Source organism: Peribacillus sp. S4, assembly GCF_046715815.1.
Taxonomy (GTDB): domain Bacteria; phylum Bacillota; class Bacilli; order Bacillales; family DSM-1321; genus Peribacillus; species Peribacillus frigoritolerans.
Map to the genome: position 1 here is coordinate 1298322 of NZ_CP175708.1, position 25040 is coordinate 1323361.

The following is a 25040-nucleotide window of genomic DNA, read 5'->3' on the forward strand; positions in this document are numbered from 1 at the left end:
AGGTTTTAAAAAAATCCAAATTAATAAAGGAGAATGAATATGAAATTAGTAACGTTCAGCAGTCAAGGATTTAAACGCATCGGTGCAATTTACCCGGAAAATGTAGTCGTTGACTTGAACTATGCCTATCAAGCGCTACTTGAAAGCGAAGGGAAACTTCGCAGTGAACAAATTGCTGACGCTTATGTCCCTGCAACAATGGAGGAGTTTTTACAGGGAGGGAATGAAAGCCTTTCCATCGCGCAAAAGGCTGCGGACTACGCTATTAGAAATCGTGATTCCTTCAGACATCAATTGGTACATGAAATTGAAAATATAAAGCTTGAGGCCCCTGTCCAAAAGCCAAGCAAAATTATTTGTGTCGGCCATAATTACCGTGAACACATTGCTGAAATGGGCCGTGAACTGCCGCCATTCCCTGTAGTATTCGCAAAGTTCGCCAATACAGTTATCGGTCCCCAGGATGATATACCGTTTTTCCCAATCTCGGAACAACTGGATTATGAAGCGGAATTCGCTTTTGTTGTCGGACAAAGGGCACGTAATGTTTCAAAAGAAGATGCTCTTGATTATGTAGCTGGTTATACAATTGCGAATGATGTCACTTACCGTGATATCCAACGGCGTACACTTGAGTGGCTACAAGGGAAAACGGTTGAAGGAAGTGCTCCGATGGGGCCTTGGTTAGTCACTTCCGATGAACTGTCCGATCCATCGGGCTTGAATGTCCGATTAACGGTAAATGGTGAAGAACGCCAAAAAACGAATACATCCAATTTCGTATTCGATGTGAAGTATCTAGTTGAATTCTTATCGAACTTAATGACTCTTGAACCAGGTGACATCGTACTAACAGGAACACCGGGTGGGGTAGGAGTAGCCCGTGATCCGCAAGTGTTCTTGAAAGATGGTGACGTTGTCAAAATCGAAATCGACAAAATAGGGTATCTTGAAAACCGTGTGAGACGTGTCGGGGAGGGAAAATAAAATGACTTATCAGGAAATCGGGACATCAATCCAATCAGTGCAACAATCCATTGACCATATTCTTGAGACAACGGCAAACCTACCGGAAGAAACGATCCGATTTAAACCGGCAGAGGATGAATGGTCGATCATGCAGATACTTTCCCATTTAGCTGAAGCCATTCCTTATTGGTTAGGTGAAGTGGAAACTGTAATAGCGATGCCTGGAGCCGAATGGGGGCGTGGATTGCAAGATCCAGCCCGATTGGCGGCGGTTACCGATACTGACAAACTTGCTGTGGATGATGTCATGAAGCAAGTGGAGGAGCTTAAATATAAAGTGGAGAGCGGTCTCGGGAATTTAGATGAAGAAACACTATCAAAAGAATCGCCACACCGGAATTTCGCTAAATTCGGAAACAAACCAGTTTCTTATATAGTCGATCACTTCATCGATGAGCATGTTTCAGGACATTATGATCAAATTAAGCGAAATCTTTCTAAAATCCAGTGAGGCAAGATAAAAAAGAAAGTAGGGATTAATATGGCTGAAAAATCGGAATACATGAATAGTACAATCGTAAAAGATTTTACAAAGGATATTCAGCAGTATAACCTTGGGCCGCTGTGGGAAGCCATTCCCGCTCTGATGGACCATGAACCTAAACCTCATGCACATGCTTATTTATGGAAAGAAGAGCTTTTGACAAAAAAATTGATGGAAGCGGCTGAAATCTTCACACCTGACCGAGGCGGGGAGCGCAGGGCGATTTATTTTCAAAATCCTGGCCTTACTTATCGCCAGCCTTGGGGATGGGCTTCGACAACACAAACGCTTTATGCTGCGGTCCAGCTGTTGTTGCCAGGTGAAGTGGCCCCTTCCCACCGTCATTCCCAAAGTGCACTTCGTTTCATTACGGATGGTGAAGGTGCCTACTCCATCGTGCAGGGAGAAAGGATCTTCATGGAAGAAGGCGATTTTTTGATCACGCCTAAAAACTTATGGCATGGTCATGGCCATGTTGGGGAAAAACCAATGATTTGGATGGATGCCCTTGATATCCCAACCATCTATTCCATAGGCGGCACTTTCTTTGAACCATATCCAGATCGGATTGAAACGCCTAAGCGGCCGGATAATTTTTCAGAGCTCCGTTATCAAGGCGGAATGGTTCGTCCAGTATCCGACCGTTATTCACAAGTGGCACCGCTTGCCAACTACAAGTGGAAAGGCACCAAAGCAGCGATAGAAGGATTGATGAATTTTGAACCGGATCCATATGAAGGTTTTGCCGTGGAATATATCAATCCATCAAATGGCCAGACGGCCAATCCGACGATGGGGGCATGGATGCAGAAACTTCCTAAAGGTTTCCATACGAAAGCCCATCGGCATACCCATTCCACGATTTATCAAGTGCACCAAGGATCAGGATATACGGTCATTAATGGTGTGCGTTTTGACTGGTCCAAGGGAGATTATTTCGTCGTTCCGAATTGGGCATGGCATGAGCACGTTGCAGAAGCTGATTCTTACTTATTCTCGGTAAACGACCTACCAATAATGGAAAGATTCGATTTGGAACAGCAACAAGCATTAGACACAAACAATGGGTACCAAAAGGTTGAAAGTGAATTCAAGCCTGTTTTGGTTTGAAAATAATCGGTTTGGAATCTTCAGCTAAGATACTAGTGAATAGATGAATGCCATTCGAATGAAAACGCTTACTGTGGTAGTGGTCCGCAACTTTGGCTAAAAGCAACTAATATAGGGGGAATTGATGATGAACACAGAAAAAAAACCATTCATCGTTATCGGTGGGGGAATTGGCGGATTGGCAACTGCTTTAGGAATCGCAGAAACAAAACGGTATGTAAAAGTCCTGGAACAAGCTCCCGAATTTGGGGAAATTGGTGCAGGGATTCAGCTTGCAGCAAATGCCACCAACGTATTGCAGCGTTTAGGTGTCATGGATAAAATCAATGATATTGCAGTATTTCCAAAAAGATTGGTGCTGATGGACGCCTTTTCCGGAAAAGAGCTTTCCGCTTTGGATTTAGGTGATGTTTATAAAGAAAGATATGGAGCTCCGTATGTTGTTTTGCATCGTTCCGATTTGCATAAAGTATTGGCTGAAGCCTGTGAAAAGAACCCATATATCGAACTGGTCACGAATCAAACCATTATTGAGACAGTAGAGTATGAAGGTGAAGTGACGGTTACTGCTGCCAACGGGTCCCAACATTCAGGAACTGCTGTAATTGGAGCCGATGGATTATGGTCCAAGGCACGGAAACTTTTTGTGGAAGATCAGCCGGTCTGCTCTCAATATGTTGCATACAGGGGAGCGATCCCGATGGAGGAGGTTACGAGCCATGGGGATTTAGATGATGTATACATGTGGATTGGGCCAGACCTTCATCTTGTTCAATATCCGGTTAGAAGGGGAGAACTTTATAACCAAGTAGTGGTTTTCAAAAGTTCTCAATATACAGAAGAAAACGAAAAAACAGATCAATGGGGAACACCGGAAGAAATGGACCGTGTATTTGCCGGAACTTGTGAGCTTGTTCAGAATGCGATTTCATTCATTCAAAGACAACGCCGTTGGCCGATGTATGACCGTTTTCCAATTGATAATTGGACAAAAGGAAGAATTACGCTTATGGGCGATGCGGCACATCCGATGCTTCAATACTTGGCACAAGGCGCTTGCCAGGCTTTAGAAGATGCAGCTTATTTGTCTGATATGCTCCATAAGCATGGGAATGACATCGAACAGGCATTTTTGGAATACCAGGAGGAACGCATTCCACGTACGGCTAATGTTCAAACGAGTGCAAGAATGTGGGGGGAAATCATCCACAATACGACCGATGCAGGCATTCTGCTCCGAGATACGATCCTTGCAGGTCGGACGGATAGGGATTTCCAATTCGTCGATGAATTTCATGGTTACAATAAAACGGCCGTGAAAGCATAAACCATTTTGTTTCATCCATAAAGGAATGTATCCATGTTACAAACTGAGCCTTTCTTCTATATGAAGAAAGGCTCAGTTTGTAGACAAAAGGGGTTCAGAATTAAAAAATTTCCGAACCCCTTTTAAAATTCCCTTGAAATTTTGACCAAAGGATAAGAGATTTGGGCTCTCGAGCCATTATGATAAGCCATTTTAGGACCTTACCATGTCCAAGTGGATCATCTGCGTCATCATCAAGATGTAAAACCTATATATGCGAAACGCAAAGAAACGATTGAGCTTGTATTCGCAGATGCAAAAGAAAAGCATGGTATGCGTTGGACTACTTTAAGGGGACCCTGAAAAATTGTCGATGCAAGCGATGCTTACTTTCGCTGCCATTCATTTAAAGAAGATGGATCCTTATCACCTCAAGTTTTAATAGTTCTATTTTAAAACAAAAAAGACTGTAGGCTAAAGGAGTTCTATTTGAAATTTTAAACATAGTTGATTGGAGCGGGTGTTCGAGACTCCTGCGGGAATAGCGAGTCCAAGGGAGATCCCACAGGCGCAAGTGCGCCGAGGGGGCTCCCGGAACGCCCGCGGAAAGCGAGTGCCCTACGTTCCAATCAACGTCCAAATTTGTACAGTCTGAGCCTTTCTTCTATATGAAGAAAGGCTTTTTGCGTTTATTTTCCAAACTACTGCATTTCTTATAACTTTCCTTTACATGGGGAGAATTAGAAGTATAATAAAAATATAAAGGTCAAAATTGGTCAAACCCAGTGGGGATTCGTTCATGATATAGATGAATGGGAGGTTTCAAGATGGATATTAATAAAATGACGGAGAGAACCCAACAGGCATTCACTGGCGGTCAGGAACTAGCCAATGAAAGAGGGAATCCCGAGCTGACAGAGCTTCATTTATTAATGGCCTTAATGGAGCAGGATGAAAGTTTATTAATCAGGATTTTATCGGAATCTGGTAAATCGGTGAATCTATTTGATATAGAGCTGAATAAGGAATTGGATAGATTACCGGAAGTGAGCGGGGGTGTTTCCCAGGTTTACATGTCATCCTCCCTACAGCAAATTCTGACGGCTGCCGAAAAGGAAATGCAGAAGTGGGAGGATGAATACTTATCTGTCGAACATATACTGCTTGCGTCTTTGCAAGTCAATAGAACGAATGTAAACAGGCTATTTTCATCATATGGAATTGATTATGATAAAGCAAAACGGGTTATAAGCGATATAAGGGGGAATCAGCGAGTGACTAGTCAAAATCCTGAAAGCACTTATGAAGTACTGAAAAAATACGGCAGAGATCTCGTTGCTGAGGTTAAATCGGGTAAGGTCGATCCAGTAATCGGTCGAGATACGGAAATCCGTAACGTCATCCGGATCCTTTCACGGAAAACGAAAAATAATCCTGTATTAATAGGAGAACCTGGAGTAGGTAAAACAGCGATTGTCGAGGGGTTGGCTCAAAGGATCGTCAGGAAGGATGTGCCGGAAGGTTTAAAGGATAAGACCGTTTTTTCACTCGATATGAGTGCACTTGTCGCAGGGGCCAAATTCCGAGGTGAATTTGAGGAACGCCTAAAAGCGGTGTTGAATGAGATCAAGAAGAGTGATGGGAAGATTCTCTTATTCATTGATGAATTGCATACAATTGTCGGTGCAGGAAGAACAGATGGCGCCCTTGATGCCGGAAATATGTTAAAGCCGATGCTTGCGCGCGGTGAGCTGCATTGCATCGGTGCAACGACCCTTGATGAATATCGGCAATATATTGAAAAGGATCCGGCTTTGGAACGCCGTTTCCAACAGGTTCTGGTTCCTGAACCGGATGTTGAAGATACGATTTCAATTTTGCGGGGATTAAAGGAACGGTTTGAAATTCATCATGGCGTCAGGATACATGATCGGGCGATCGTTGCAGCCTCTGTCCTTTCGAACCGATATATAACGGAGCGATTTTTACCGGATAAAGCGATCGATCTAGTGGATGAAGCTTGTGCGATGATCCGCATGGAAATCGACTCCATGCCATCCGAGTTGGATGAAATCACGAGAAAAGTCATGCAACTTGAAATTGAAGAAGCGGCCCTGAAAAATGAAGACGACCCTCAAAGCAAAGCAAGGCTGGAAGGGCTTCAAAAAGAACTATCAGAACTTCAGGATCAAGCGAATAGCATGAAATCAAAGTGGCAAATGGAGAAATCAGCGCTTCAAAAGGTGCAGGACAAACGTGAAGAGCTTGAGAAACTGCGTCATGAACTGGAACAGGCAGAGAATGACTATGACCTTAACCGGGCAGCTGAACTTCGGCATGGAAGGATTCCGCAGCTTCAAAAAGAATTGGAAGCAATGGAAGACGAATTGGAAAAGGAAAAACAGGAATCACGATTGCTTCGCCAGGAAGTGACGGAGGAGGAAATTGCCTCGATTGTGGCAAGGTGGACAGGGATTCCGGTAAGCAAGCTGGTGGAAAGTGAAAGGGAGAAGCTGCTTCGCCTATCAGATATCCTGCATGAACGGGTAATCGGTCAAGGAGAAGCGGTGGAACTCGTATCCGATGCTGTTTTAAGAGCAAGGGCTGGAATAAAAGATCCAAACAGACCAATCGGTTCATTCATTTTTCTAGGGCCGACTGGTGTCGGTAAAACCGAATTGGTAAAAGCTTTGGCAGAAACATTATTCGATAGTGAGGAACATATGATTCGAATTGATATGTCGGAATATATGGAGAAACATTCCGTGTCCCGACTTGTTGGTGCACCTCCCGGTTATGTTGGATTTGAGGAAGGCGGCCAGCTTACGGAGGCTGTTAGGAGAAACCCCTACTCAGTCATATTATTGGACGAAATTGAAAAGGCGCATCCGGAAGTCTTCAATATTTTACTGCAAATGTTGGATGATGGAAGAATAACAGACTCCCAAGGCAGAACAATCAACTGTAAAAATACGGTGATCATCATGACTTCCAATATCGGTTCCCATTTCTTATTGCAATCCAACCGAGTGGATGGTGGCATTGAAGAAGAAATAAAAAATCAGGTCTTTAAAGAATTAAGAGGGCATTTCCGTCCGGAATTTTTGAATCGAGTTGATGATATTGTTTTATTCAAGCCTCTGACAAAACAAGAAATCGTTGAAATCGTAGATAAAATGGTTCATCAATTACAAGTGAGGTTAACTGAACAAAATATAGTTCTCAACGTCACAAAAGCGGCTAAGGAATTCATTGCGGACCAGGGATATGATCCGGTATATGGGGCAAGACCGCTGAAGCGATTCATCCAAAAGCATCTCGAAACGAAAATCGCCCGTAAAATCATAGCCGGGACTGTTGAGCTTAAAGAAGGAATCACGATTGATTGTGATCATGATGAATTGGTCCTCATATAAAAACGTCGCCATGCAGTTTACCCGTAAGCAAAGTATGGTATAACAAAAAGGACATCCTAAAAAGGATGTCCTCTTTTGCTTCTTAATGTTGATGGGAGTCTTTAGCTGGCCCAGCAGGCAAGATAGCAGGGATGATAAGAATCAGGATAGCAGCAGCCAATCCTAAAATCGTTCCCTGCGCAGCATCGTATGAAACTCCGATCATGGAAGAAACAACATATACAGTCATATGCACTAATAAGAATGTCCAAAAAATTGTCCAAGCATAACGCATCGAATTTCACCTCATTCCACTACATTCATTTTTATCTTACCATAATTAATATACAGTTAAAACGTGTTTTTAATAATAACCTTTAAATTATTCAATACATTAAATCATAAGAGAATTTTTTTTGGCATACAAGTTGGTTCAAAACTTCAAAAAGGAAATTATAGGGGAAAATAAACACAAAAGTCGTCCCTGCTTGGTTAATTTAAGATAAGAAGTTAGGCGTTTCCACTGACCCTTTCTATTTTTCGTCATAAATTAATATAGTAGTAGTAATATTCCTTAAAGGAGTTAGAACGATGGAACAACGAACTTTTCAAATTGATGACCAGTGGAATATCATCTATTATCCAGAGCGGCCCAGTGGTTTTTCCGTAATGGTAATTGGAGACCGCAGTCATTTTGTCGAAAAAGACAGCAGCTTTTGGCTGCAGCATCCTGGGAGGCTGCAGATATTGGAATATTTAAAGGAATACGGATACACGCTGTTTTCATCCAATTTTCACGGAGCCAACTGGGGCAGTCCTAAAGCACTGGACCTTTCCCTTAACCTATATATTCTTTTCATGAAAAAAGAAATAGTCAATCAAAGGGTTCATATATTGGCAGAGGGGACAGGCGCACTACTTGCCCTAAAGCTAATGAATGAACTTGGAAATAAAATTCGGTCTGTCGTATTGATTGATCCGGTTTTTTCCTTGAAAGCACAATTGGAGAAAGAAAAGGAAAATAAGTTCTTCTATAAAAAGTGGCTGTCCGAGGTTGCTGCTGCATATGAGCTTGAGCCTGCGGAATGTGAGCAGCATATCCTGGACACTGAAGATTCAGTAATCGCAGAGAATATCCCCATGAAAGTGATTCAGGTTTTTGGAAGCTTACGGAAAGAGCAAGCCTCCCTTTATCGGCAAATCCAGCTGGCAAGAAAAGCAGAACTGCAGCTGACGTATATATTGCCCGAAAAACGTTATAAAATCCCCTATCAAATACAAAAGTTTTTCAATGAGAATGAAGAGATTTTATGAGAAGAGATATATTTTTACAATAGTTTGCATACGATACAGCATCTAAAAAAACTAGACGTGCCGGGTGAAGTGGGCTTGATGGCATACGAGGAGGCTGTATTTATGCAAACAAACATTGTCATTGGCACTTATCGATTTGTGGGATTCTATGTGACTCAATATTTTTTGAACCAAGGGAAAGAAGTAATTGGAATCGATTGGGATGATTCCGAAGCAAATCAATATATTATGGAAGAAAAAGAACTTGAAATAGGAAGGAATTCAAATTTTATATACTTTCCGATAAATAAACTTAAATTATTGGATATTTCACAGGAGGACACGGTGTTCATCTCTTGCTACGATATTCAAAGCGGCAAAATGGGGAAAATCGATTTTCTGATAGGCGAAATCGTTTCCTTTATTGAGAAATTCAAAAATGGCAAGAATGAAACGCCCAATTTCGTTCTTTTCATGCCCATTGAAAAAGATGTCAGTATTTTTCATTCCATATTAAACTCGATTCGTGAAATCGATTCCGCAAAAATCATATTTTTACCTACGATTTATGGACCTTGGCAATCGGAAGGCATGAGCTTTGAAGCTGGAATCAATCAGCTTGGGCAGTCTGATATCAAAGCGGCAATAGCTGCCGAATATACCTTTGATGCTCTCTATATCACTGATTTTGTTAATGCTTTGGAAGCGGTGCTAACCTCAGGTTCCGATAGGGACATCCAATTGTGCAGCTCTATTGATGATCATTGGAATGAATGTGCCAAGCTAATATTTGATGAAAGCATGGATTCATTCACTCCCCAACAATCAACAACTAAAATCAATAAAGGAACAATATTTGAAGTGCAATGCAAAATGGAACCGGAAGAAGGCATTGCATTACAAAAAAAACATAATAAACGATTAAACTTACTTAAAAAGTGGAGAAAGCGTGATTAAAAAAATATTTTCGTTATTTGAGAAGAACAAAACGGTATATTTGCCTCTAATCTATATGTCTTGTACTATAATGTACAAGGATAGGAAGAACATCAAAAGATATCCATGATTTTATATGTGCGCCCTTTACGAAAGGGTTATGTGGAATTATGATATTATTGAGCTTTATTTTGGCATCACAAATCAATTGATGAATATTCAAAAGATAGGGGGGAAACGCGAATGAGTTCAGATAAAACTCTTGAATTTATGGGAATCGCCATGAAATACTTCCCAGAGGCTAAAGCGAAGCTTGAGGCAAGCGGGATTCCATTTTCAATGGAGATGGCAGAGCCATTCATGGAGCTCTTTAAAAGCGTAATGCAAGAAGCTTATGAGCTTGGCAAACAAGATGCTCAGCGTTAATTAAAGGCAGGCTGTCCCGATAAAGGGCAGCCTTAATTTTTTTATTCTTTTTTCAAGAACTTGGCAATCAATGGATCCAGATTGATTTTATCAATGGTCGGTTTGTATTGACTGTACAAGCCCATCAATGTTTCAACGCTCGCCATCAATTGCAAGTAATCAACCTTCGATTCCTCTTGCTCCGGTTCGGGTTTCCTGCCAAACATCAAATTCGAAAAATGATCATCCGGGTTTCTTTCGCGGTTGCGATTGAAAATGTCCACAATGAGTCCTCCTTTACTCCTTTTATTTATAATGTATGTCCCTGAATTCCCCTGGCATAGGCGCTTGACCGACTTCCGAAGGAGATTTCTTTAGCCTTTCAAATTGTTAACTCTTGCAAGGAAGTCTTTTTTTATATAAAATTAGTACCAGGTAATAATAGATGATTATAATAACTCATTAAAATATAAGGGGATGGCAAGATGAATGCTGGAATACTAGGGCTTGGCCGCTACTTACCCGACAAAATCGTTACAAATGCGGATTTAGAAAAAATTATGGACACTTCTGACGAGTGGATCCGGACCAGGACGGGTATCGAAGAAAGAAGAATTGCAAATGATGATATTGATACATCGGATATGGCTTATGAAGCCGCAAAGGCTGCATTGAAAAATGCGGAAATTTCGGCTGAAGAGATAGATATGATTCTTGTGGCTACCGTTACACCTGATCAGTCGTTTCCTTCTGTCGCTTGCATGATTCAAGAGAAATTGGGAGCGATGAAGGCAGCTGCAATGGATGTAAGTGCGGCATGTGCCGGATTTATGTATGCAATGATCACGGCACAGCAATTTATTAAGACAGGTGCATATAAGCATGTGTTGATTGTCGGTGTTGAAAAACTTTCGAAAGTAACCAATTGGGAAGACCGTAATACTGCTGTCCTTTTTGGTGACGGAGCGGGTGCAGCTGTACTTGGACCTGTATCTGATGGCAAAGGGGTCCTTTCCTTTGAATTAGGCGCAGATGGAACTGGCGGGAAACACTTATTACAGGAAGGAGATTTCATTCATATGAATGGACGTGAAGTATTTAAATTTGCTGTCCGTCAGATGGGGGAATCCAGCCTGGGTGTATTGGACAAAGCTGGTTTGACAAAGGAAGATGTGGATCTGCTTGTTCCGCATCAAGCAAACATACGCATAATGGAAGCCTCAAGGGAACGCCTGGGTCTCCCGCTTGAGAAAATGACAAAAACGGTTCATAAATATGGAAATACTTCATCAGCGTCCATTCCAATGGCCCTTGTGGAAGAAATGGAAGCTGGAAGAATCAAGGACAATGACTTAATCGTCATGGTCGGTTTTGGTGGTGGCCTTACATGGGGAGCGATCGCTCTTAGGTGGGGTAAATAAAAGAAGAAACAAATCGTAAGAGCTTTAAAAATAGGAAGGAGCCATTTTCAATGACTAATCGTCGTGTAGTTGTAACAGGTATTGGAGCAATCTCTCCAGTTGGTAATGATGCAGAAACTGGATGGAAGAATATAATCGAGGGGAAATCGGGAATAGGGCCTTTAACTCGTTTGAATGCTGAAGAATATCCCGTTAAAGTGGCTGCTGAAATCAAGGACTTTGATATAGAAACATATATAAATCGTAAAGAAGCTCGCAAAATGGACCGTTTTACGCATTATGCAATTGCAGCTTCCGTTATGGCATATAATGATAGCAAGCTGGAAATAACCGATGAAAATGCTGCACGTGTCGGGGTCTGGATCGGTTCGGGTATCGGCGGGCTGGAGACACTTGAAACACAGCATGAAAACTTTTTAAACAGGGGATATAAACGGGTTAGCCCATTTTTCGTTCCAATGATGATACCGGACATGGCAGCCGGCCAGGTTTCTATCTTACTGGGTGCAAAAGGAATCAATTCATGTACGGTAACAGCCTGTGCAACAGGAACAAACTCAATTGGTGATGCGTTTAAAGCCATTCAACGGGGCGATGCCGATGTCATGATTACAGGCGGGGCCGAAGCGCCAATCACAAAAATGTCGGTTGCAGGCTTCTGTGCAAATACGGCTTTATCGACAAATCCTGATCCACAAACCGCTAGCCGTCCTTTCGATCTTAACCGTGATGGTTTCGTAATAGGTGAAGGAGCTGGAATCATCGTTCTGGAAGACCTTGAACATGCATTGAATAGAGGAGCCAATATTTATGCTGAAATAGCTGGTTATGGCTCAACTGGAGATGCCTTCCATATTACCGCTCCGGCACCAGGTGGAGAGGGCGGTGCAAGAGCCATGAAAATTGCAATTGAGGATGCAGGTTTGAATCCGGAAGACATCCAATATGTGAATGCCCATGGAACGAGTACGCCTTACAATGACAAATACGAAACGATGGCAGTCAAAGAAGTCTTTGGCGACCATGCTAATAAACTTGCGATAAGTTCCACTAAATCAATGACAGGCCATATGTTAGGTGCAGCAGGCGGTGTGGAAGCAATATTCACGATTCAGGCAATCAGGGACAGCATTTTGCCTCCAACCATCAATATTGAAACACCAGACCCTGAGTGTGATTTGGACTATGTCCCGAATCAAGCAAGGAAGGGCGAAATCAATGCAGCCATCAGCAATTCACTTGGATTCGGTGGACATAACGCAACGATTCTTTTCAAGAAATATCAATAAGTTTTGAAGGAAGAGCAGATCTTTTTGGGATCTGCTCTTTTTTAGGTTAAAGGGAAAAGGGATATATTGTGTCATCCGCCTTCATTAAATCATACGATAGTCAATAGAAGCGGAGGTGTTTGGGGAAATGGGAGTCATTTCAACCAATGAATGGATGAGGAAGGATTTCAACCGGCCGATCCAGATGATGGAAAGACTTAAAAGCAATTTCAACGATACCCTTGATGCTGAAATGATGTATCATCATTTATTGAAGCATGGCATGTATTCGCCGAATCAAAAAACAAAACTCACATGGGAAGACTTACAGGAAAACGATGTATGGGAAAAAACACAAAGCTTGTTTACGGCTTATAAGAAGCTATGGGGAGGGCCTGATGTTCCCATATATATTTTCCCGCTCATGTCTACAGGGATATGGAATAAAAAAGTTGAAACGAAGTCAGGGTTGGCCTTTAAAGATAAACTATTCCTTTTTTACGGAAAGGGGATAGCCGAAAAGGAAATGGAGGCCCTGTTGATTCATGAATACCATCATGTTTGCCGTCTGCATCATTTGAAAAAGGACCAAAAAGAATTCACTCTCCTTGATACGATGATCATGGAAGGACTGGCGGAAAGAACGGTGGGAAAATATTTAGGAACAAAATATTTAGCGAATTGGACTAAGTTATATCAGGAAGATAAACTACGAGAATATTGGAGAAAGCATTTAGAGGAAAAGCACACAATAAAACGTACAGATCCTCTGCATGATGTACTTCTGCTTGGGACAAAAGGATATCCATATATGCTTGGATACTGTAGTGGCTATTACCTGGTGAAAAATTTTGAAAAACTCTCTGTGAAAAGATCATTCATTATTCAATCTGAAGAATTCTTATCAAAATAGAGCTAATATATACGTTCTTTTTTTCTCAATCTGTTTTCTAGAATAGGAATAAATTGTATGGTTCCTGCCTATACTGATTGACAAACAGAAATTTGTTTAAGTGAGGGATGAATGATGCTATATCTTCATGATGTATGGGTTAACTGGTTTGAAGGAGAAGAAAACGGCTATAATATTTGTCATTTTCATGAATGGAGGAAAGATGACGGGATCGAACTACTAGATCAAGTTCCTTTGTTGAAAGTGTCATCAACATTGTTCCACTACATAGAAAACGACTTGTCAGAATTACCTAAGCCATTGTTGAATGATGTTTATCAAAAAGCATATGCAAGGAAAAATCATGAGCGAATTCAGCTTGACTATTGTTTTATCGTGACTGACGGAAATGGAATTTTAGCTGTTGATACGATAGGTTATCATATTCCGATTAGGAAAAGCAGAATAATTCCCCGGCAGGAACAAATTGTTTATGACATGATAGAAAACCATGATGAGATGGATTACACCTTTACTGAAAAACCTACATCTGAGAAAGAATATCATATTTTGTCGCCGTCTCCCTTATTCATGAACGGTTTGACAAGAAAAGAAAGACAGCTTAAGCAATTGCTATTCATGGCCATGGACCAATTATTCACGGCGAAAAACACTGCTGAAATCCGGTATTGGTACACAGAATGGGCCCCTGAGAAATATGAAAGCATTCAAGAAATGGATTTTCAGATAGCTTGGCTTGAGTTATATGAGGAAATGAAGGAAGGCTGGTCAGAGAAGCACCTTCAACTTTGTGAAAACCTTGTGAAGGGGCAGCCTTTTTTTGAAAAGCTTTGGCAAGTGGAGGCTGGCGATAGCCCATCGATATTATGAACAAAAAAGACGATCCGTTGAGGATAAGTCTCAGACTGTAGACAGACTTGATGAAAATCGAATTGAACTGCCCCGTAAATGTTAGACACCAAACTAACATTTACGGGGTGTTTTTTATGGCTAATTTTTCTGCCGAACAGAAAATATTCATTACACGACTTTACCTTGAAGGAAAGCACAGCTATATGGATCTTCAAAAAATATTTGAAGTTTCGTATCAAGTGATTCAAGGATGGGTTCGTTTATACCAAATTCAAGGAGCCGATGGATTTAAGAAATCCTATACAAGTTATTCTACGGAGTTTAAAATGGATGTACTTAATTATATGAATGAAACGGGTATATCTTCTTACGACGCAGCCGCAAGGTTTAATATTTCATCTCCAGCACTAATTCGGACGTGGAGAATAAATGTTAATGCCTATGGATTAGATGCCCTAATTTCTAAGAAAAAGGGGAGACCATCCATGAAAAAAGATATCAATCCATCCAAACAAATTGAAGGTTCGGTTAAAGAGCTTGAAGAACGAATTAAACAACTAGAAATGGAGAATGCGTATTTAAAAAAGTTAAATACTTTAGTTCAAATGCAGGAAAAATTACAACCCAAATCAAAGCGCAAGTAATTTATGAACTAAAGTCCATTTATGAGGTTGTGGCCTTAATTAAAGTCGCTGATATTCCACGTAGCACGTACTATTATTGGGAAAAACGCTTGAATCGAGAAGATAAGTATTCGAAGGTAAAAGCCACTATTCAGTCTATCTATCATGAACATAAAGGACGTTACGGTTATCGTCGTATCACAAAAGAGTTAAAAAAATATGGGTTTTCTCACAATCCAAAGACCATCAACCGCCTCATGAATGAAATGGGCGTAAAATGTTTAGTCCGTATGAAAAAGTATCGTTCGTATAAGGGGCGTGTTGGTCGAATTGCCCCCCATATTTTACAACGTGATTTTCAAGCCGAGAAAATGAATCAAAAATGGGTAACAGACGTAACGGAATTTCATTTATTTGGGGAGAAACGTTACCTATCCCCTATCCTTGATTTATGTAATGGTGAAATTATTGCCTACAAAGTGATGAAACGCCCTGTTTATAAACTTGTTGGAGATATGTTAGATGAGGCGATTAAACACCTAAAACCAGAAGATACGGTCATCCTCCATTCGGATCAAGGGTGGCATTATCAAATGAAGAAGTATCAAAAAACCTTAAAAGATTCCCGCATTATACAAAGCATGTCCCGTAAGGGAAATTGTTTAGATAACGCAGTCATTGAAAACTTTTTTGGCTTGTTAAAGTCTGAATTGCTTTATCTCCAAGAGTTTGAAAGTATGGAGCACTTTGAAAAGGAATTAGATGATTATATACATTACTATAACCACAAACGAATGAAGGTAAAATTAAAAGACCTGAGTCCGATAGAATACCGAACTCAGGTCTTAGAAGCTGCTTAAATTATATGTCTAACTTTATTGGGTCAGATCAAATCTGTCTACAGTTTTTTATGTGCAATTTGAAAATTTGCCTGAGCCCGCGGAGGAGTGACATATTTGGCAAGAATGTGAAAAGAATCACGAGAGGTCAACTTCTCCAAACAAACAAAAGGTTTCGGAATGATACCATTCCGAAACCTTTTGTTTACACACTGAGACGATTTTTGTTGAGAATCGTCTTCTTTTATCTCTTTCTGCCAAGTCCCATGCCATTATACATTTTTCTGATCATTTTATTGGCTTCAATATTCGCCTTTTCTGCACCGCGGTCCAGAATTTCATCCAATTCAGGTGAATCGATCAATGCATTATAGCGTTCTTGGATTGGTAGGATTTCTCCAAGAACCACCTCAGCCAAATCACTTTTAAAGTCACCATAGCCTTTGCCCTCATACATCTCTTCAATTTCTGAATAGGATTTTCCACTGAAAATGGAGTATATGGACATCAGGTTGGAAACACCTGCTTTGTTTTCCTTATCGTAACGGACAATTCCTTCCGAATCGGTAACTGCGCTCTTGATGTTTTTTTCGATTTGCTTCGGATCATCCAATAAGGCAATCGTCGCCTTTTTATTAGGATCGGATTTGCTCATTTTCTTGGTTGGTTCCTGAAGGGACATGATACGTGCCCCTTCTGTAGGGAGGCTAATTTCCGGGATTTTGAATATGTCATTATGCTTTTTATTGAATCGTTCAGCCAGATCGCGTGTCAATTCAAGATGCTGTCTTTGATCTTCCCCGACAGGGACCACATCTGTACTATAAAGGAGAATATCGGCAGCCATTAACGGCGGGTAAGTGAGCAGTGCTGCGGATACCCCTTCTTTGCCAGCGGATTTGTCCTTGAATTGTGTCATTCTCTCAAGTTCCCCGATATAGGATATACTCTGTAAAATCCAGCCTGCCTGTGCATGCGCTGGTACTTCTGATTGAATGAAGATGATATTCTTTTCAGGATCCAGGCCAATGGCCAGATATAAAGCAGCCAATGTTTTAATGTTTTTCCTTAACTTGATGCGGTCTTGTGGAACTGTAATTGCATGTTGGTCAACAATACAAAAGAAACATTCATATTCATTTTGTAAGTTAACGAATTGTTTCATGGCTCCGATGTAATTTCCTAAAGTAACGGAACCGGATGGCTGAATGCCGGAGAAAATCCTTTTCAACTGCTAGTCACTCCTCTAAATACGTTTATTGATAAATGGATATTCGCTCTTCATTATTGTAAGGATAAATAGAAAATGAATCCACATTCTTTGAAAGAAATGTGCATGTTCCTGTGTGAGGAAACGCTCATTTGAATCTTGTGGAGGGCCGTTTTGTCCTGTATCGATGCCATTCTGAGAATACGAAATGTCCACTATACTGTATTTTAGCATTTATTCATATTAAATGTATAATCGAAACGGAAATCAAGCCATTAGAAAGGATTTCCGTTTCTTTTTTTGACATGGAAGAAATGAAGGGTTCGAGGAAAATCAAACCGTTTAACATATACCACAATGAGCAGACCATTTTAGGGAAGGATACTCACAAGGGAATACAGGATTGTGAACGTATTCTTAAGCTGAAACTTTGTAAAGCAGTTTTTTTAATTATTTATCATATATAGGAGTAAAGTTAATTGTTTGTGGTATTAAAGAAAGGGGTTTATTATATTTGTTGAATATTGATGACTGATGGCGAATGAGGTGGAGAAAATGAAACCAATGTGTAAATGGTTGATGACAGGTATGTGCATATTCCTGATTCAACAGCCAGTTCATGCGCAAGGCATGAACGAAACGAGGCAGGTAGCATTAGAAAATAAAGAATTGCCTGCGAGCGTACCGCGTTTTGTTTTTGATTCGGGGTTGAAATTCGACTATCCGGATGCTGTACGCGGAATATATGTGACAGGGCCTGCAGCGGGTGGCAATAAACTGAATGAACTTATCAAATATGTAGATGAAACCGATTTGAATGCGATGGTCATTGACATTAAGGATGACAAGGGGAACGTAACGTATAAAACGGAAGATCCCGACTCTCCATATGCTGGGATTGGTAAAGACTACATAAAAAACCCAAGGGCAATGCTGAAAAAATTTGAGGATAAACAGATTTATCCGATTGCAAGGGTTGTCGTCTTTAAAGACTCCCTTTTGGCCAAAGAGAAACCTGAGTTGTCTTTTTTAGATGGTGAAAAGGTATGGAAGAATGGTCGAGGGGAAGCCTTCGTTAACCCATTCTTAAAAGAAGTGTGGGATTATAATGTCGGTATTGCCATTGAAGCGGCAAAGATGGGCTTTAAAGAAATTCAATTTGACTATGTCCGTTTTCCCGAAGGATTCGAAAATAAAGAAGATGATTTGAAATATGATGTCGGTGAATATGATGAAGCGAAAATGAGTCATACAGCCAAAAGGGTTCAGGCAGTTACTGATTTCGTAAGTTATGCGAGGAAACAACTGGAACCATACGATGTCAAAGTGTCGGTGGATATTTTTGGATATGCGGCTACATTGCCTGAAGCTCCCGGAATTGGGCAAAACTTCACAAAAATCTCTGAGAATGTTGATGTAATTTCCTCGATGATCTATCCGAGCCACTGGACATCTTATTTTGGTATCGAAAAGCCTGATTTGGAGCCTTATAATCTCGTTAAGGAATATGCGAAATTGGAGAACGGGAAGCTGAAGGAACTAAAAACACCACCTACTTCAAGACCTTGGCTCCAAGATTTTACTGCTTCATATTTAGGTGATGGTAATTACCAAAGGTATGGTAAGGAAGAAGTGGAAGCCCAAATAAAAGCATTGAATGATAATGGTATTGATGAATACCTATTGTGGAATGCAGCAAATCGATATACAAAGGGAGTAGACTATACCCCATGAAAAAAAGGATGACCTAGGAAGTTCCTTCCGGTCATCCAAAATTCTCTCTGAATTACCGCTTTTTATTCCCGCCAACTTGACTCCACCCTGACTGAATTCGTTTCGATTGATCGAAAATATGAGAGTGACGTTTCCCGCCAAACCATTTTTCGCCGATGCCATTCGTCACAACGCCATTCACAGCCGTAATGCCAATAACGCAAGCGGCGACTAAAAAAAAGTCCAAAAAGTAGCTGATCATCAAAACCCTCCTAATATTTTCAAGCTATTCAAGTTCCATTGTAGTGGATAAGAAAAAATCTGGAAAGTATAAACTAGCAAATGAGGAGATTAAATTATGAATTGGTATGAAAAGCTAAACCAGTATTTCCCTATTGAAGAAATGAAGTCAAAAGAACACATAGAAGTTCTTTTAGAAGATAAGCAGGAAATATATAAAAAGGATGAAGGTCCCGACCATGTTTTATTATATGTGGAAGGGGACGAGTTTATATTCGTTGATTACCTTTTTGTATCAAAGAAATCAAGGGGGCAGGGACTTGGAAGAAAATTAATTCAAAAGTTGCAAAAAAAGCAGAAAACGATCTTGCTGGAAGTAGAACCAGTACAAGAAAATGATGATGATACATTTAAAAGGCTGAAATTTTATAAAAGGGAAGGATTCAAGCACGCCTCTTCGATTTCCTACAGCAGAAAATCGCTTGCCACCAAGGAGAATACGCCTATGGAAATCTTGTATTGGCCGGCAAATCCATCTGTCGATGAAGAAGATGTATTTGATTTCATGAAAGAGATTTATTCTGAAATCCATACTTACAAAGATGATGATCTTTATGGGAAATCTTATCAAGATGTAGATGATGTACTTAGCTTGAATGCAGGTCAGGAAGCCGATATTTTTAAAGAGATGGAAGTTTGAGTAAAAAGGGCCGGTTGTTAACCTGCCCTTTTTAGTTTGTCGAGATCATGTTTTTTAAAAGGATAATTTGGTTAATATTCAATAAAGTCATATTGGTTGTAACCTCCAATATATTGAGAAATATGCGACACACCTGCCGAGATGCTGGCTAGCCGAGACCCCACAGACGCTTGCGTCAAGGAGGCTTGGCAGACAGTCGGCGAAAAGGGAGCGGATTTCTGGAATCAACTGGAATGAAGTTTTAAGAAAAAACCGTAGGCTAGACTCATCCCGAACCAAATTTAAGACTAGGTGATCCTTGATGTTCTTACTGTAATCCTTTGAGGATGGAAGAAATATGCGACACACCTGCCGAGAAGCTGGCTAGCCGAGACCCCACAGACGCTTGCGTCAAGGAGGCTTGGCAGACAGTCGGCGAAAAGGGAACGGATTTCTGGAATCAACTGGAATGAAATTTTAAGAAAAAACCGTAGGCTAGATTCATCTCGAACCAAATTTAAGACTAGGTGATCCTTGATGTTCTTACTGTAATCCTTTGAGGATGGAAGAAATATGCGACACACCTGTCGAGAAGCTGGCTAGCCGAGACCCCGCAGATGCTTGCGTCGAGGAGGCTTGGCAGACAGTCGGCGAAAAGGGAACGGATTTCTGGAATCAACTGGAATGAAATTTTAAGAAAAACCGTAGGCTAGACTCCTCCCGAACCGAATTTAAGACTAGGTGATCCTTGATGTTCTTACTGTAATCCTTAGAGGATGGAAGAAATATGCGACACACCTGCCGAGATGCTGGCTGGCCGAGACCCCGCAGATGCTTACGTCAAGGGGGCTTGGCAGACAGTCGGAGGAAAGGGAGCGGATTTCTGGAATCAACTGGAATGAAATTTTAAGAAAAAACCGTAGGCTAGACTCCTCCCGAACCAAATATAAGATAAGGTGATCCTTGATGTTTTTTTTACTGTAATCCTTAAAGGATGGAAGAAATATGCGACAAACCTGCCGAGAAGCTGGCTAGCCGAGACCCCGCAGATGCTTGCGTCGAGGAGGCTTGGGAGACAGTCGGAGGAAAGGGAGCGGATTTCTGGAATCAACTGAAATGTAATTAACAGAAAAAACCTTAGGCTAGACTCATCCCGAACCAAATTTAAGACTAGGTGATCCTTGATGTTCTTACTGTAATCCTTAGAGGATGGAAGAAATATGCGATACACCTGCCGAGATGCTGGCTAGCCGAGACCCCGCAGATGCTTGCGTCAAGGAGGCTTGGCAGACAGTCGGCGGAAAGGGAGTGGGGTTTCTGGAAACAAATGGAATGAAATTTTAAGAAAAAACCGTAGGCTAGACTCATCCCGAACCAAATTTAAGATAAGGTGATCCTTGATGTTTTTTTTACTGTAATCCTTAAAGGATGGAAGAAATATGCGACACTCCTGCCGAGAAGCTGGCTAGCCGAGACCCCGCAGACGCTTGCGTCGAGGAGGCTTGGCAGACAGTCGGCGGAAAGGGAGCGGATTTCTGGAATCAACTGAATCGTTTTTTAGACTGAAGACTAACTGTCTTTTACTGGCATATTCTGCAGGGAAATGAATATCTATAACTTCTTGGATGGTAGATTACTCCCTTATTGCGGATTCTTTCGAATTACCTTTTTTACTTTTGGAAATATATGTGCTAAAAGAATGGTTTTTCTTGTAAAAGGAGGAATTTGCTTTTTATTAAAGAAAATATATTAACATGATCTTGTTTATTGACAAGGATTGGGGGTAAATAAAAGTAACGAGATAATTAAATAATCATGAGGGCAGAATTGAGAGTTAAATGAGAATGGCAGGTATGTTTTTTCAATTAGAAAATGTGGTCTTAATGTATTACATAAAAAAATGAAATAGCTATAGTACAGCCTGAACAGGAAGTTTTAAAGGATTTTTTCAAATATCAAAAAGGGTATTCATTTTAAAAAAATTAGTGTATAATAAGGAACATGAAATACTTATTTAAAATTATTTCAAATTAGAGTGGTACTTATGAATACTAATAGTAGATTTCCCCTCATAGATCACCGATTCTATATTTAGGGAGTGTGAGTAAGCATGGTAACATTATATACATCACCTAGTTGTACTTCATGCAGAAAAGCAAAAGCATGGTTAGAGGAACATGAGATTGGATATAAAGAAAGAAACATTTTTTCAGAACCGTTAACGATTGATGAGATTAAAGAAATTCTTCGAATGACAGAAGATGGAACCGATGAAATCATTTCAACACGGTCAAAAACTTTCCAAAAGTTAAACGTAAATTTAGAGAGCCTGCCTCTTCAAGAATTATATAAATTGATCAAGGAGAATCCTGGACTGTTGAGACGTCCAATTATCCTTGACGAGAAACGGCTTCAAGTTGGTTATAATGAAGATGAGATAAGACGATTTTTACCACGTAAAGTTCGTACCTTCCAATTACGGGAAGCACAACGTATGGTCAACTAATAAGGTCTTTCAAGCTCTGCCAGGAAATGTGCAGGGCTTTTTCTTTATACATATCCGATTTTCCGCTGATTTTTTTAACTTAATGACGGGGAACATAAAAGGATTGATAGGCGACAGCGGTCGTTTCTTAGCTGCAACAGGTCCCTTGAACCGGTCATCATTTAAAGAAAAAATAAGAATGCAGCTCATCATGCCATGTATATAATATGACATTGACGGCAGTAAGAGTGAAATTTAATAAAGCATTATGATAGTTGCATGCGGATGTATTTTTTTATAGAATGAATGGAATATTAGGCAAACAATTGTTTTTTAGATAAGTAATGTTTTTTATTTCCCTTCTTCAAGGTTTTGTCATAAAATGATGTAAAATAGTCTGTTTTAATGACTATCATGATTTACAGTATTCACTTACGGGTAAAGAGCTTTTAAGAGCAATTTTCGCTTGGGGGTTATTATCCCTTCAAAATGAGAAAGGAAGGGAGAGGGGAATCATGGAAATCGAACGCATTAATGACGATACAGTAAAATTTTATATTTCCTATATAGATATTGAGGAAAGAGGCTTTGATCGCGAAGAAATTTGGTACAGCCGCGAGCGAAGTGAGGAACTTTTTTGGGAAATGATGGATGAAGTGCATCAGGAAGAAGAATTCATGATTGAAGGACCTTTATGGATTCAAGTTCAAGCCCTTGAAAAAGGCTTGGAAGTTTTGGTCACAAAAGCCCAGCTTGCCAAAGATGGTCAGAAACTCGAGCTGCCTCTTTCAGATGATAAGTTAAGGGATTTGAATGTATCAGACAAGATGGATACGCTTCTTGATCAACATTTTCATGGCAAAGATGAAGAAAGCGGTATGACATTCGAAGATGGTATGATTGAATTCATCACGACTTTCGAGGATTTCGAAGATGTCATTTCATTAAGCAAACGTCATGGCTTGGATGATTGGACGACTAAACTTTATGTTTATCAGAATAAATATTATCTTTATATCGAATTTTCCGAAGCGGAGATTGATGAGGAAGAAATCGATAATGTTCTAAGTCTTTTATTGGAATATAGCCAGGAGTCGCCTATAACGGTGCACATGCTTGAAGAGTACGGAAAGATAGTTATCGAAAATGATGTATTCACAACGGTCGATAAATATTTCGCATAGACTGTTGAGGCCGATTTCAGTAGAAATCGGCCTTTTCGTCTAAGGGGGTTTTTTTAGTGTTCCTGTGTTTGTTAATTGGAGGGAGTCTAGGTGAAGAATATAGTTGGCATCGGTCTGCTTATTCTCATGTTGTTCAGCACTTGGCATTTTCTATTAAATGACGTTGATGGCGGGCTGATTTTTTATTCTAGCCTTATTTTGACCATTTTCTTGGTGATAATTGGATTCAACATCTTCCTCGAAAATCGAGATCCCATCCAGACCATAACATGGCTAGTTATTTTTTGCGCTTTCCCATTCATCGGTTTCATTTTTTACTTTTTGTTTGGCCGTAATTTTCGGAAAGATAGGATATTTCGCAAGAAGTACTTTTTGGATAAACATACTTTCGTGAAAATAAGCGGCGAAGCGGGATATAATGAACGAATTATGGAAATGGGCGAGCACCCTCAGCAGTTAATCACTCTTGCAAATAGGCTGGGGAATAGCCCTGTATCATTTACGACCGAAACCAGGGTTTTACGGAATGGTGAGGAGACATTTTCCAATATCATCGAAGAATTAAAAAAAGCAAGACATCATATTCATTTAGAATATTATATTGTTAGGGATGACCGCATTGGCGGACTGCTAAAAGACATCTTGATACAAAAAGTAAAAGAAGGGGTAAAGGTCCGTTTTCTCTATGATGCGGTTGGTTCCTGGAAGTTAGCCCGATCTTATATCGATGAACTGAAGAATGCGGGAGCCGAAATGGTGGCCTTTGGTCCGTTGCATCTCCCTTTATTAAATAATAAATTCAACTTTCGCAACCATCGTAAAATAATTGTGATAGATGGCTCTGTCGGTTTCATCGGCGGCCTCAATATAGGGGATGAATATTTGGGACAAGACCAGAAATTCGGTTCTTGGCGGGATACGCATCTCATCATAAAGGGGGAAGCGGTCAGGACGTTACAGCTCATATTTCTGCAGGATTGGTATTATAGCACCAACAATAGTTTTTTAAGCGATGAATATCTCATGACCGGAATGCCGAACCATCACGGATATGGCGGAGTTCAATTGATTGGCGGAGGGCCGGATAGTGAATGGACGATCATTAAAAGCATTTTTTTTAAGATGATCACTTCAGCAGAAAAGTCCGTCTGGATTGCCTCCCCGTATTTCGTTCCTGATGACAATATCTTACAAGCGTTAAAGGTGGCTGCTTTAAGTGGTTTGGATGTCAGGCTTCTCGTCCCGAAGAACCCCGATAAACGTATCGTATTTCATGCTTCGAGAACTTATTTTCCCGAATTGCTTGCTTCTGGAGTTCGTATATTTCAATATAATGAAGGCTTCATGCATAGTAAAATCATCATAGTGGATGACCAAATGGCATCAATTGGGACAACCAATATCGATATGAGAAGCTTTCACCTGAATTTCGAGGTCAATGCATTTCTTTACCGGACGGAAAGTGCTCAGCAGCTTGTGAATGATTACATGGAAGATATAAAGGTATCCAAGGAAGTGGAGATTGATGAGTTTTCCAAACGGAATTTCGGTTTAAAATTATTGGAGTCCACTTGCCGATTGCTTTCACCTCTTCTTTAGATAGTAACTCTCTTTTATGCCGTTCAGGCATTTTTTTTTTCACATTAAAAGGAATC

General features: G+C 40.4%; 22 protein-coding genes and 1 pseudogene. 19 read left to right on the top strand and 4 right to left on the bottom strand.

Annotated elements, in window-relative coordinates:
- Positions 1–39: 39 nt before the first annotated feature.
- From ACJ9PY_RS06245 to clpB, 6 genes and pseudogenes are all read left to right on the top strand, one after another.
- The gene (locus ACJ9PY_RS06245; protein ID WP_098185147.1) at positions 40–987 is read left to right on the top strand and encodes a fumarylacetoacetate hydrolase family protein; all 948 of its coding nucleotides are present in this window, start codon (positions 40–42) and stop codon (positions 985–987) included.
- A 1-nt stretch (position 988) separates the two neighbouring features.
- Positions 989–1480, top strand: a complete 492-nt coding sequence (locus tag ACJ9PY_RS06250; protein ID WP_098185146.1) for a DinB family protein — start codon at positions 989–991, stop codon at positions 1478–1480.
- A gap of 30 nt (positions 1481–1510) precedes the next feature.
- Entirely contained in the window at positions 1511–2623 is a 1113-nt protein-coding gene (locus ACJ9PY_RS06255) for a cupin domain-containing protein (protein ID WP_057275854.1), read from the top strand.
- A gap of 124 nt (positions 2624–2747) precedes the next feature.
- On the top strand, positions 2748–3950 hold the full coding sequence (locus ACJ9PY_RS06260) for an FAD-dependent monooxygenase (RefSeq protein ID WP_411739664.1): 1203 nt from the start codon (positions 2748–2750) through the stop codon (positions 3948–3950).
- Between the two features lie 216 nt (positions 3951–4166).
- A pseudogene (locus tag ACJ9PY_RS06265) lies at positions 4167–4371 on the top strand (transposase); the annotation flags it as partial.
- Positions 4372–4756: 385 nt separating this feature from the next.
- Positions 4757–7345, top strand: coding sequence for an ATP-dependent chaperone ClpB (clpB, locus tag ACJ9PY_RS06270; protein WP_411739665.1), 2589 nt, complete (start codon positions 4757–4759; stop codon positions 7343–7345).
- An 82-nt stretch (positions 7346–7427) separates the two neighbouring features.
- On the opposite strand, the gene ACJ9PY_RS06275 is transcribed toward clpB, so the two are convergent.
- Positions 7428–7619, bottom strand: coding sequence for a YjzD family protein (locus ACJ9PY_RS06275; protein ID WP_034314532.1), 192 nt, complete (start codon positions 7617–7619; stop codon positions 7428–7430).
- A 296-nt stretch (positions 7620–7915) separates the two neighbouring features.
- Between ACJ9PY_RS06275 and ACJ9PY_RS06280 the strand changes: the two genes are divergently transcribed.
- The 3 genes from ACJ9PY_RS06280 (at position 7916) to ACJ9PY_RS06290 (ending at position 9979) form a co-directional block, all read left to right on the top strand.
- Positions 7916–8638 (top strand): alpha/beta hydrolase, encoded by a 723-nt coding sequence (locus ACJ9PY_RS06280; RefSeq protein ID WP_098936955.1) that lies wholly within the window; start codon positions 7916–7918, stop codon positions 8636–8638.
- A 102-nt stretch (positions 8639–8740) separates the two neighbouring features.
- Positions 8741–9574, top strand: a complete 834-nt coding sequence (locus tag ACJ9PY_RS06285; protein ID WP_098185142.1) for a hypothetical protein — start codon at positions 8741–8743, stop codon at positions 9572–9574.
- A 222-nt stretch (positions 9575–9796) separates the two neighbouring features.
- Positions 9797–9979, top strand: coding sequence for a ComZ family protein (locus tag ACJ9PY_RS06290; RefSeq protein WP_034314525.1), 183 nt, complete (start codon positions 9797–9799; stop codon positions 9977–9979).
- A 41-nt stretch (positions 9980–10020) separates the two neighbouring features.
- Here ACJ9PY_RS06290 and ACJ9PY_RS06295 read toward each other — a convergent pair whose 3' ends face one another.
- On the bottom strand, positions 10021–10242 hold the full coding sequence (locus tag ACJ9PY_RS06295) for a hypothetical protein (protein ID WP_063577060.1): 222 nt from the start codon (positions 10240–10242) through the stop codon (positions 10021–10023).
- A 201-nt stretch (positions 10243–10443) separates the two neighbouring features.
- Between ACJ9PY_RS06295 and ACJ9PY_RS06300 the strand changes: the two genes are divergently transcribed.
- The 5 genes from ACJ9PY_RS06300 (at position 10444) to ACJ9PY_RS06320 (ending at position 15895) form a co-directional block, all read left to right on the top strand.
- Positions 10444–11379 carry a beta-ketoacyl-ACP synthase III gene (locus tag ACJ9PY_RS06300; RefSeq protein ID WP_034314519.1) on the top strand — a complete coding sequence of 312 codons (936 nt, stop codon included), beginning with the start codon at positions 10444–10446 and terminating at the stop codon, positions 11377–11379.
- Between the two features lie 50 nt (positions 11380–11429).
- Positions 11430–12668, top strand: coding sequence for a beta-ketoacyl-ACP synthase II (fabF, locus tag ACJ9PY_RS06305; RefSeq protein WP_057275861.1), 1239 nt, complete (start codon positions 11430–11432; stop codon positions 12666–12668).
- A gap of 127 nt (positions 12669–12795) precedes the next feature.
- Positions 12796–13560, top strand: a complete 765-nt coding sequence (locus ACJ9PY_RS06310) for a DUF2268 domain-containing protein (protein ID WP_098864138.1) — start codon at positions 12796–12798, stop codon at positions 13558–13560.
- Positions 13561–13674: 114 nt separating this feature from the next.
- Entirely contained in the window at positions 13675–14430 is a 756-nt protein-coding gene (locus tag ACJ9PY_RS06315; protein WP_034314514.1) for a YjbA family protein, read from the top strand.
- Positions 14431–14546: 116 nt separating this feature from the next.
- Positions 14547–15895, top strand: a protein-coding gene (locus ACJ9PY_RS06320) for an IS3 family transposase (protein ID WP_411738344.1) whose coding sequence is annotated in 2 segments (ribosomal slippage) — positions 14547–15006 and positions 15006–15895 — 1350 coding nt in all. Because the reading frame shifts where the segments join, the coding sequence is not laid out codon by codon here.
- A 223-nt stretch (positions 15896–16118) separates the two neighbouring features.
- On the opposite strand, the gene trpS is transcribed toward ACJ9PY_RS06320, so the two are convergent.
- A complete protein-coding gene (gene trpS / locus ACJ9PY_RS06325) occupies positions 16119–17105 on the bottom strand; it encodes a tryptophan--tRNA ligase (RefSeq protein WP_057278886.1) in 987 nt (328 codons plus the stop codon).
- Between the two features lie 567 nt (positions 17106–17672).
- On the opposite strand from trpS, the gene ACJ9PY_RS06330 reads away from it, so the two are divergent.
- On the top strand, positions 17673–18818 hold the full coding sequence (locus ACJ9PY_RS06330; protein ID WP_057279035.1) for a putative glycoside hydrolase: 1146 nt from the start codon (positions 17673–17675) through the stop codon (positions 18816–18818).
- 52 nt (positions 18819–18870) lie between these two features.
- On the opposite strand, the gene ACJ9PY_RS06335 is transcribed toward ACJ9PY_RS06330, so the two are convergent.
- A complete protein-coding gene (locus ACJ9PY_RS06335) occupies positions 18871–19059 on the bottom strand; it encodes a hypothetical protein (RefSeq protein ID WP_034314508.1) in 189 nt (62 codons plus the stop codon).
- Positions 19060–19155: 96 nt separating this feature from the next.
- On the opposite strand from ACJ9PY_RS06335, the gene ACJ9PY_RS06340 reads away from it, so the two are divergent.
- The 4 genes from ACJ9PY_RS06340 to cls all read left to right on the top strand — a co-directional run bounded on the left by ACJ9PY_RS06340 (position 19156) and on the right by cls (position 24984).
- Entirely contained in the window at positions 19156–19737 is a 582-nt protein-coding gene (locus ACJ9PY_RS06340; protein ID WP_063577057.1) for a GNAT family N-acetyltransferase, read from the top strand.
- Between the two features lie 2089 nt (positions 19738–21826).
- The gene (gene spxA, locus ACJ9PY_RS06345; RefSeq protein ID WP_034314502.1) at positions 21827–22222 is read left to right on the top strand and encodes a transcriptional regulator SpxA; all 396 of its coding nucleotides are present in this window, start codon (positions 21827–21829) and stop codon (positions 22220–22222) included.
- Positions 22223–22716: 494 nt separating this feature from the next.
- On the top strand, positions 22717–23385 hold the full coding sequence (gene mecA, locus ACJ9PY_RS06350) for an adaptor protein MecA (RefSeq protein ID WP_034314498.1): 669 nt from the start codon (positions 22717–22719) through the stop codon (positions 23383–23385).
- A gap of 90 nt (positions 23386–23475) precedes the next feature.
- Positions 23476–24984: a cardiolipin synthase gene (gene cls / locus ACJ9PY_RS06355; RefSeq protein WP_411739666.1), complete on the top strand. Its 1509-nt coding sequence runs from the start codon at positions 23476–23478 to the stop codon at positions 24982–24984.
- The last annotated feature ends 56 nt before the right edge of the window (positions 24985–25040 follow it).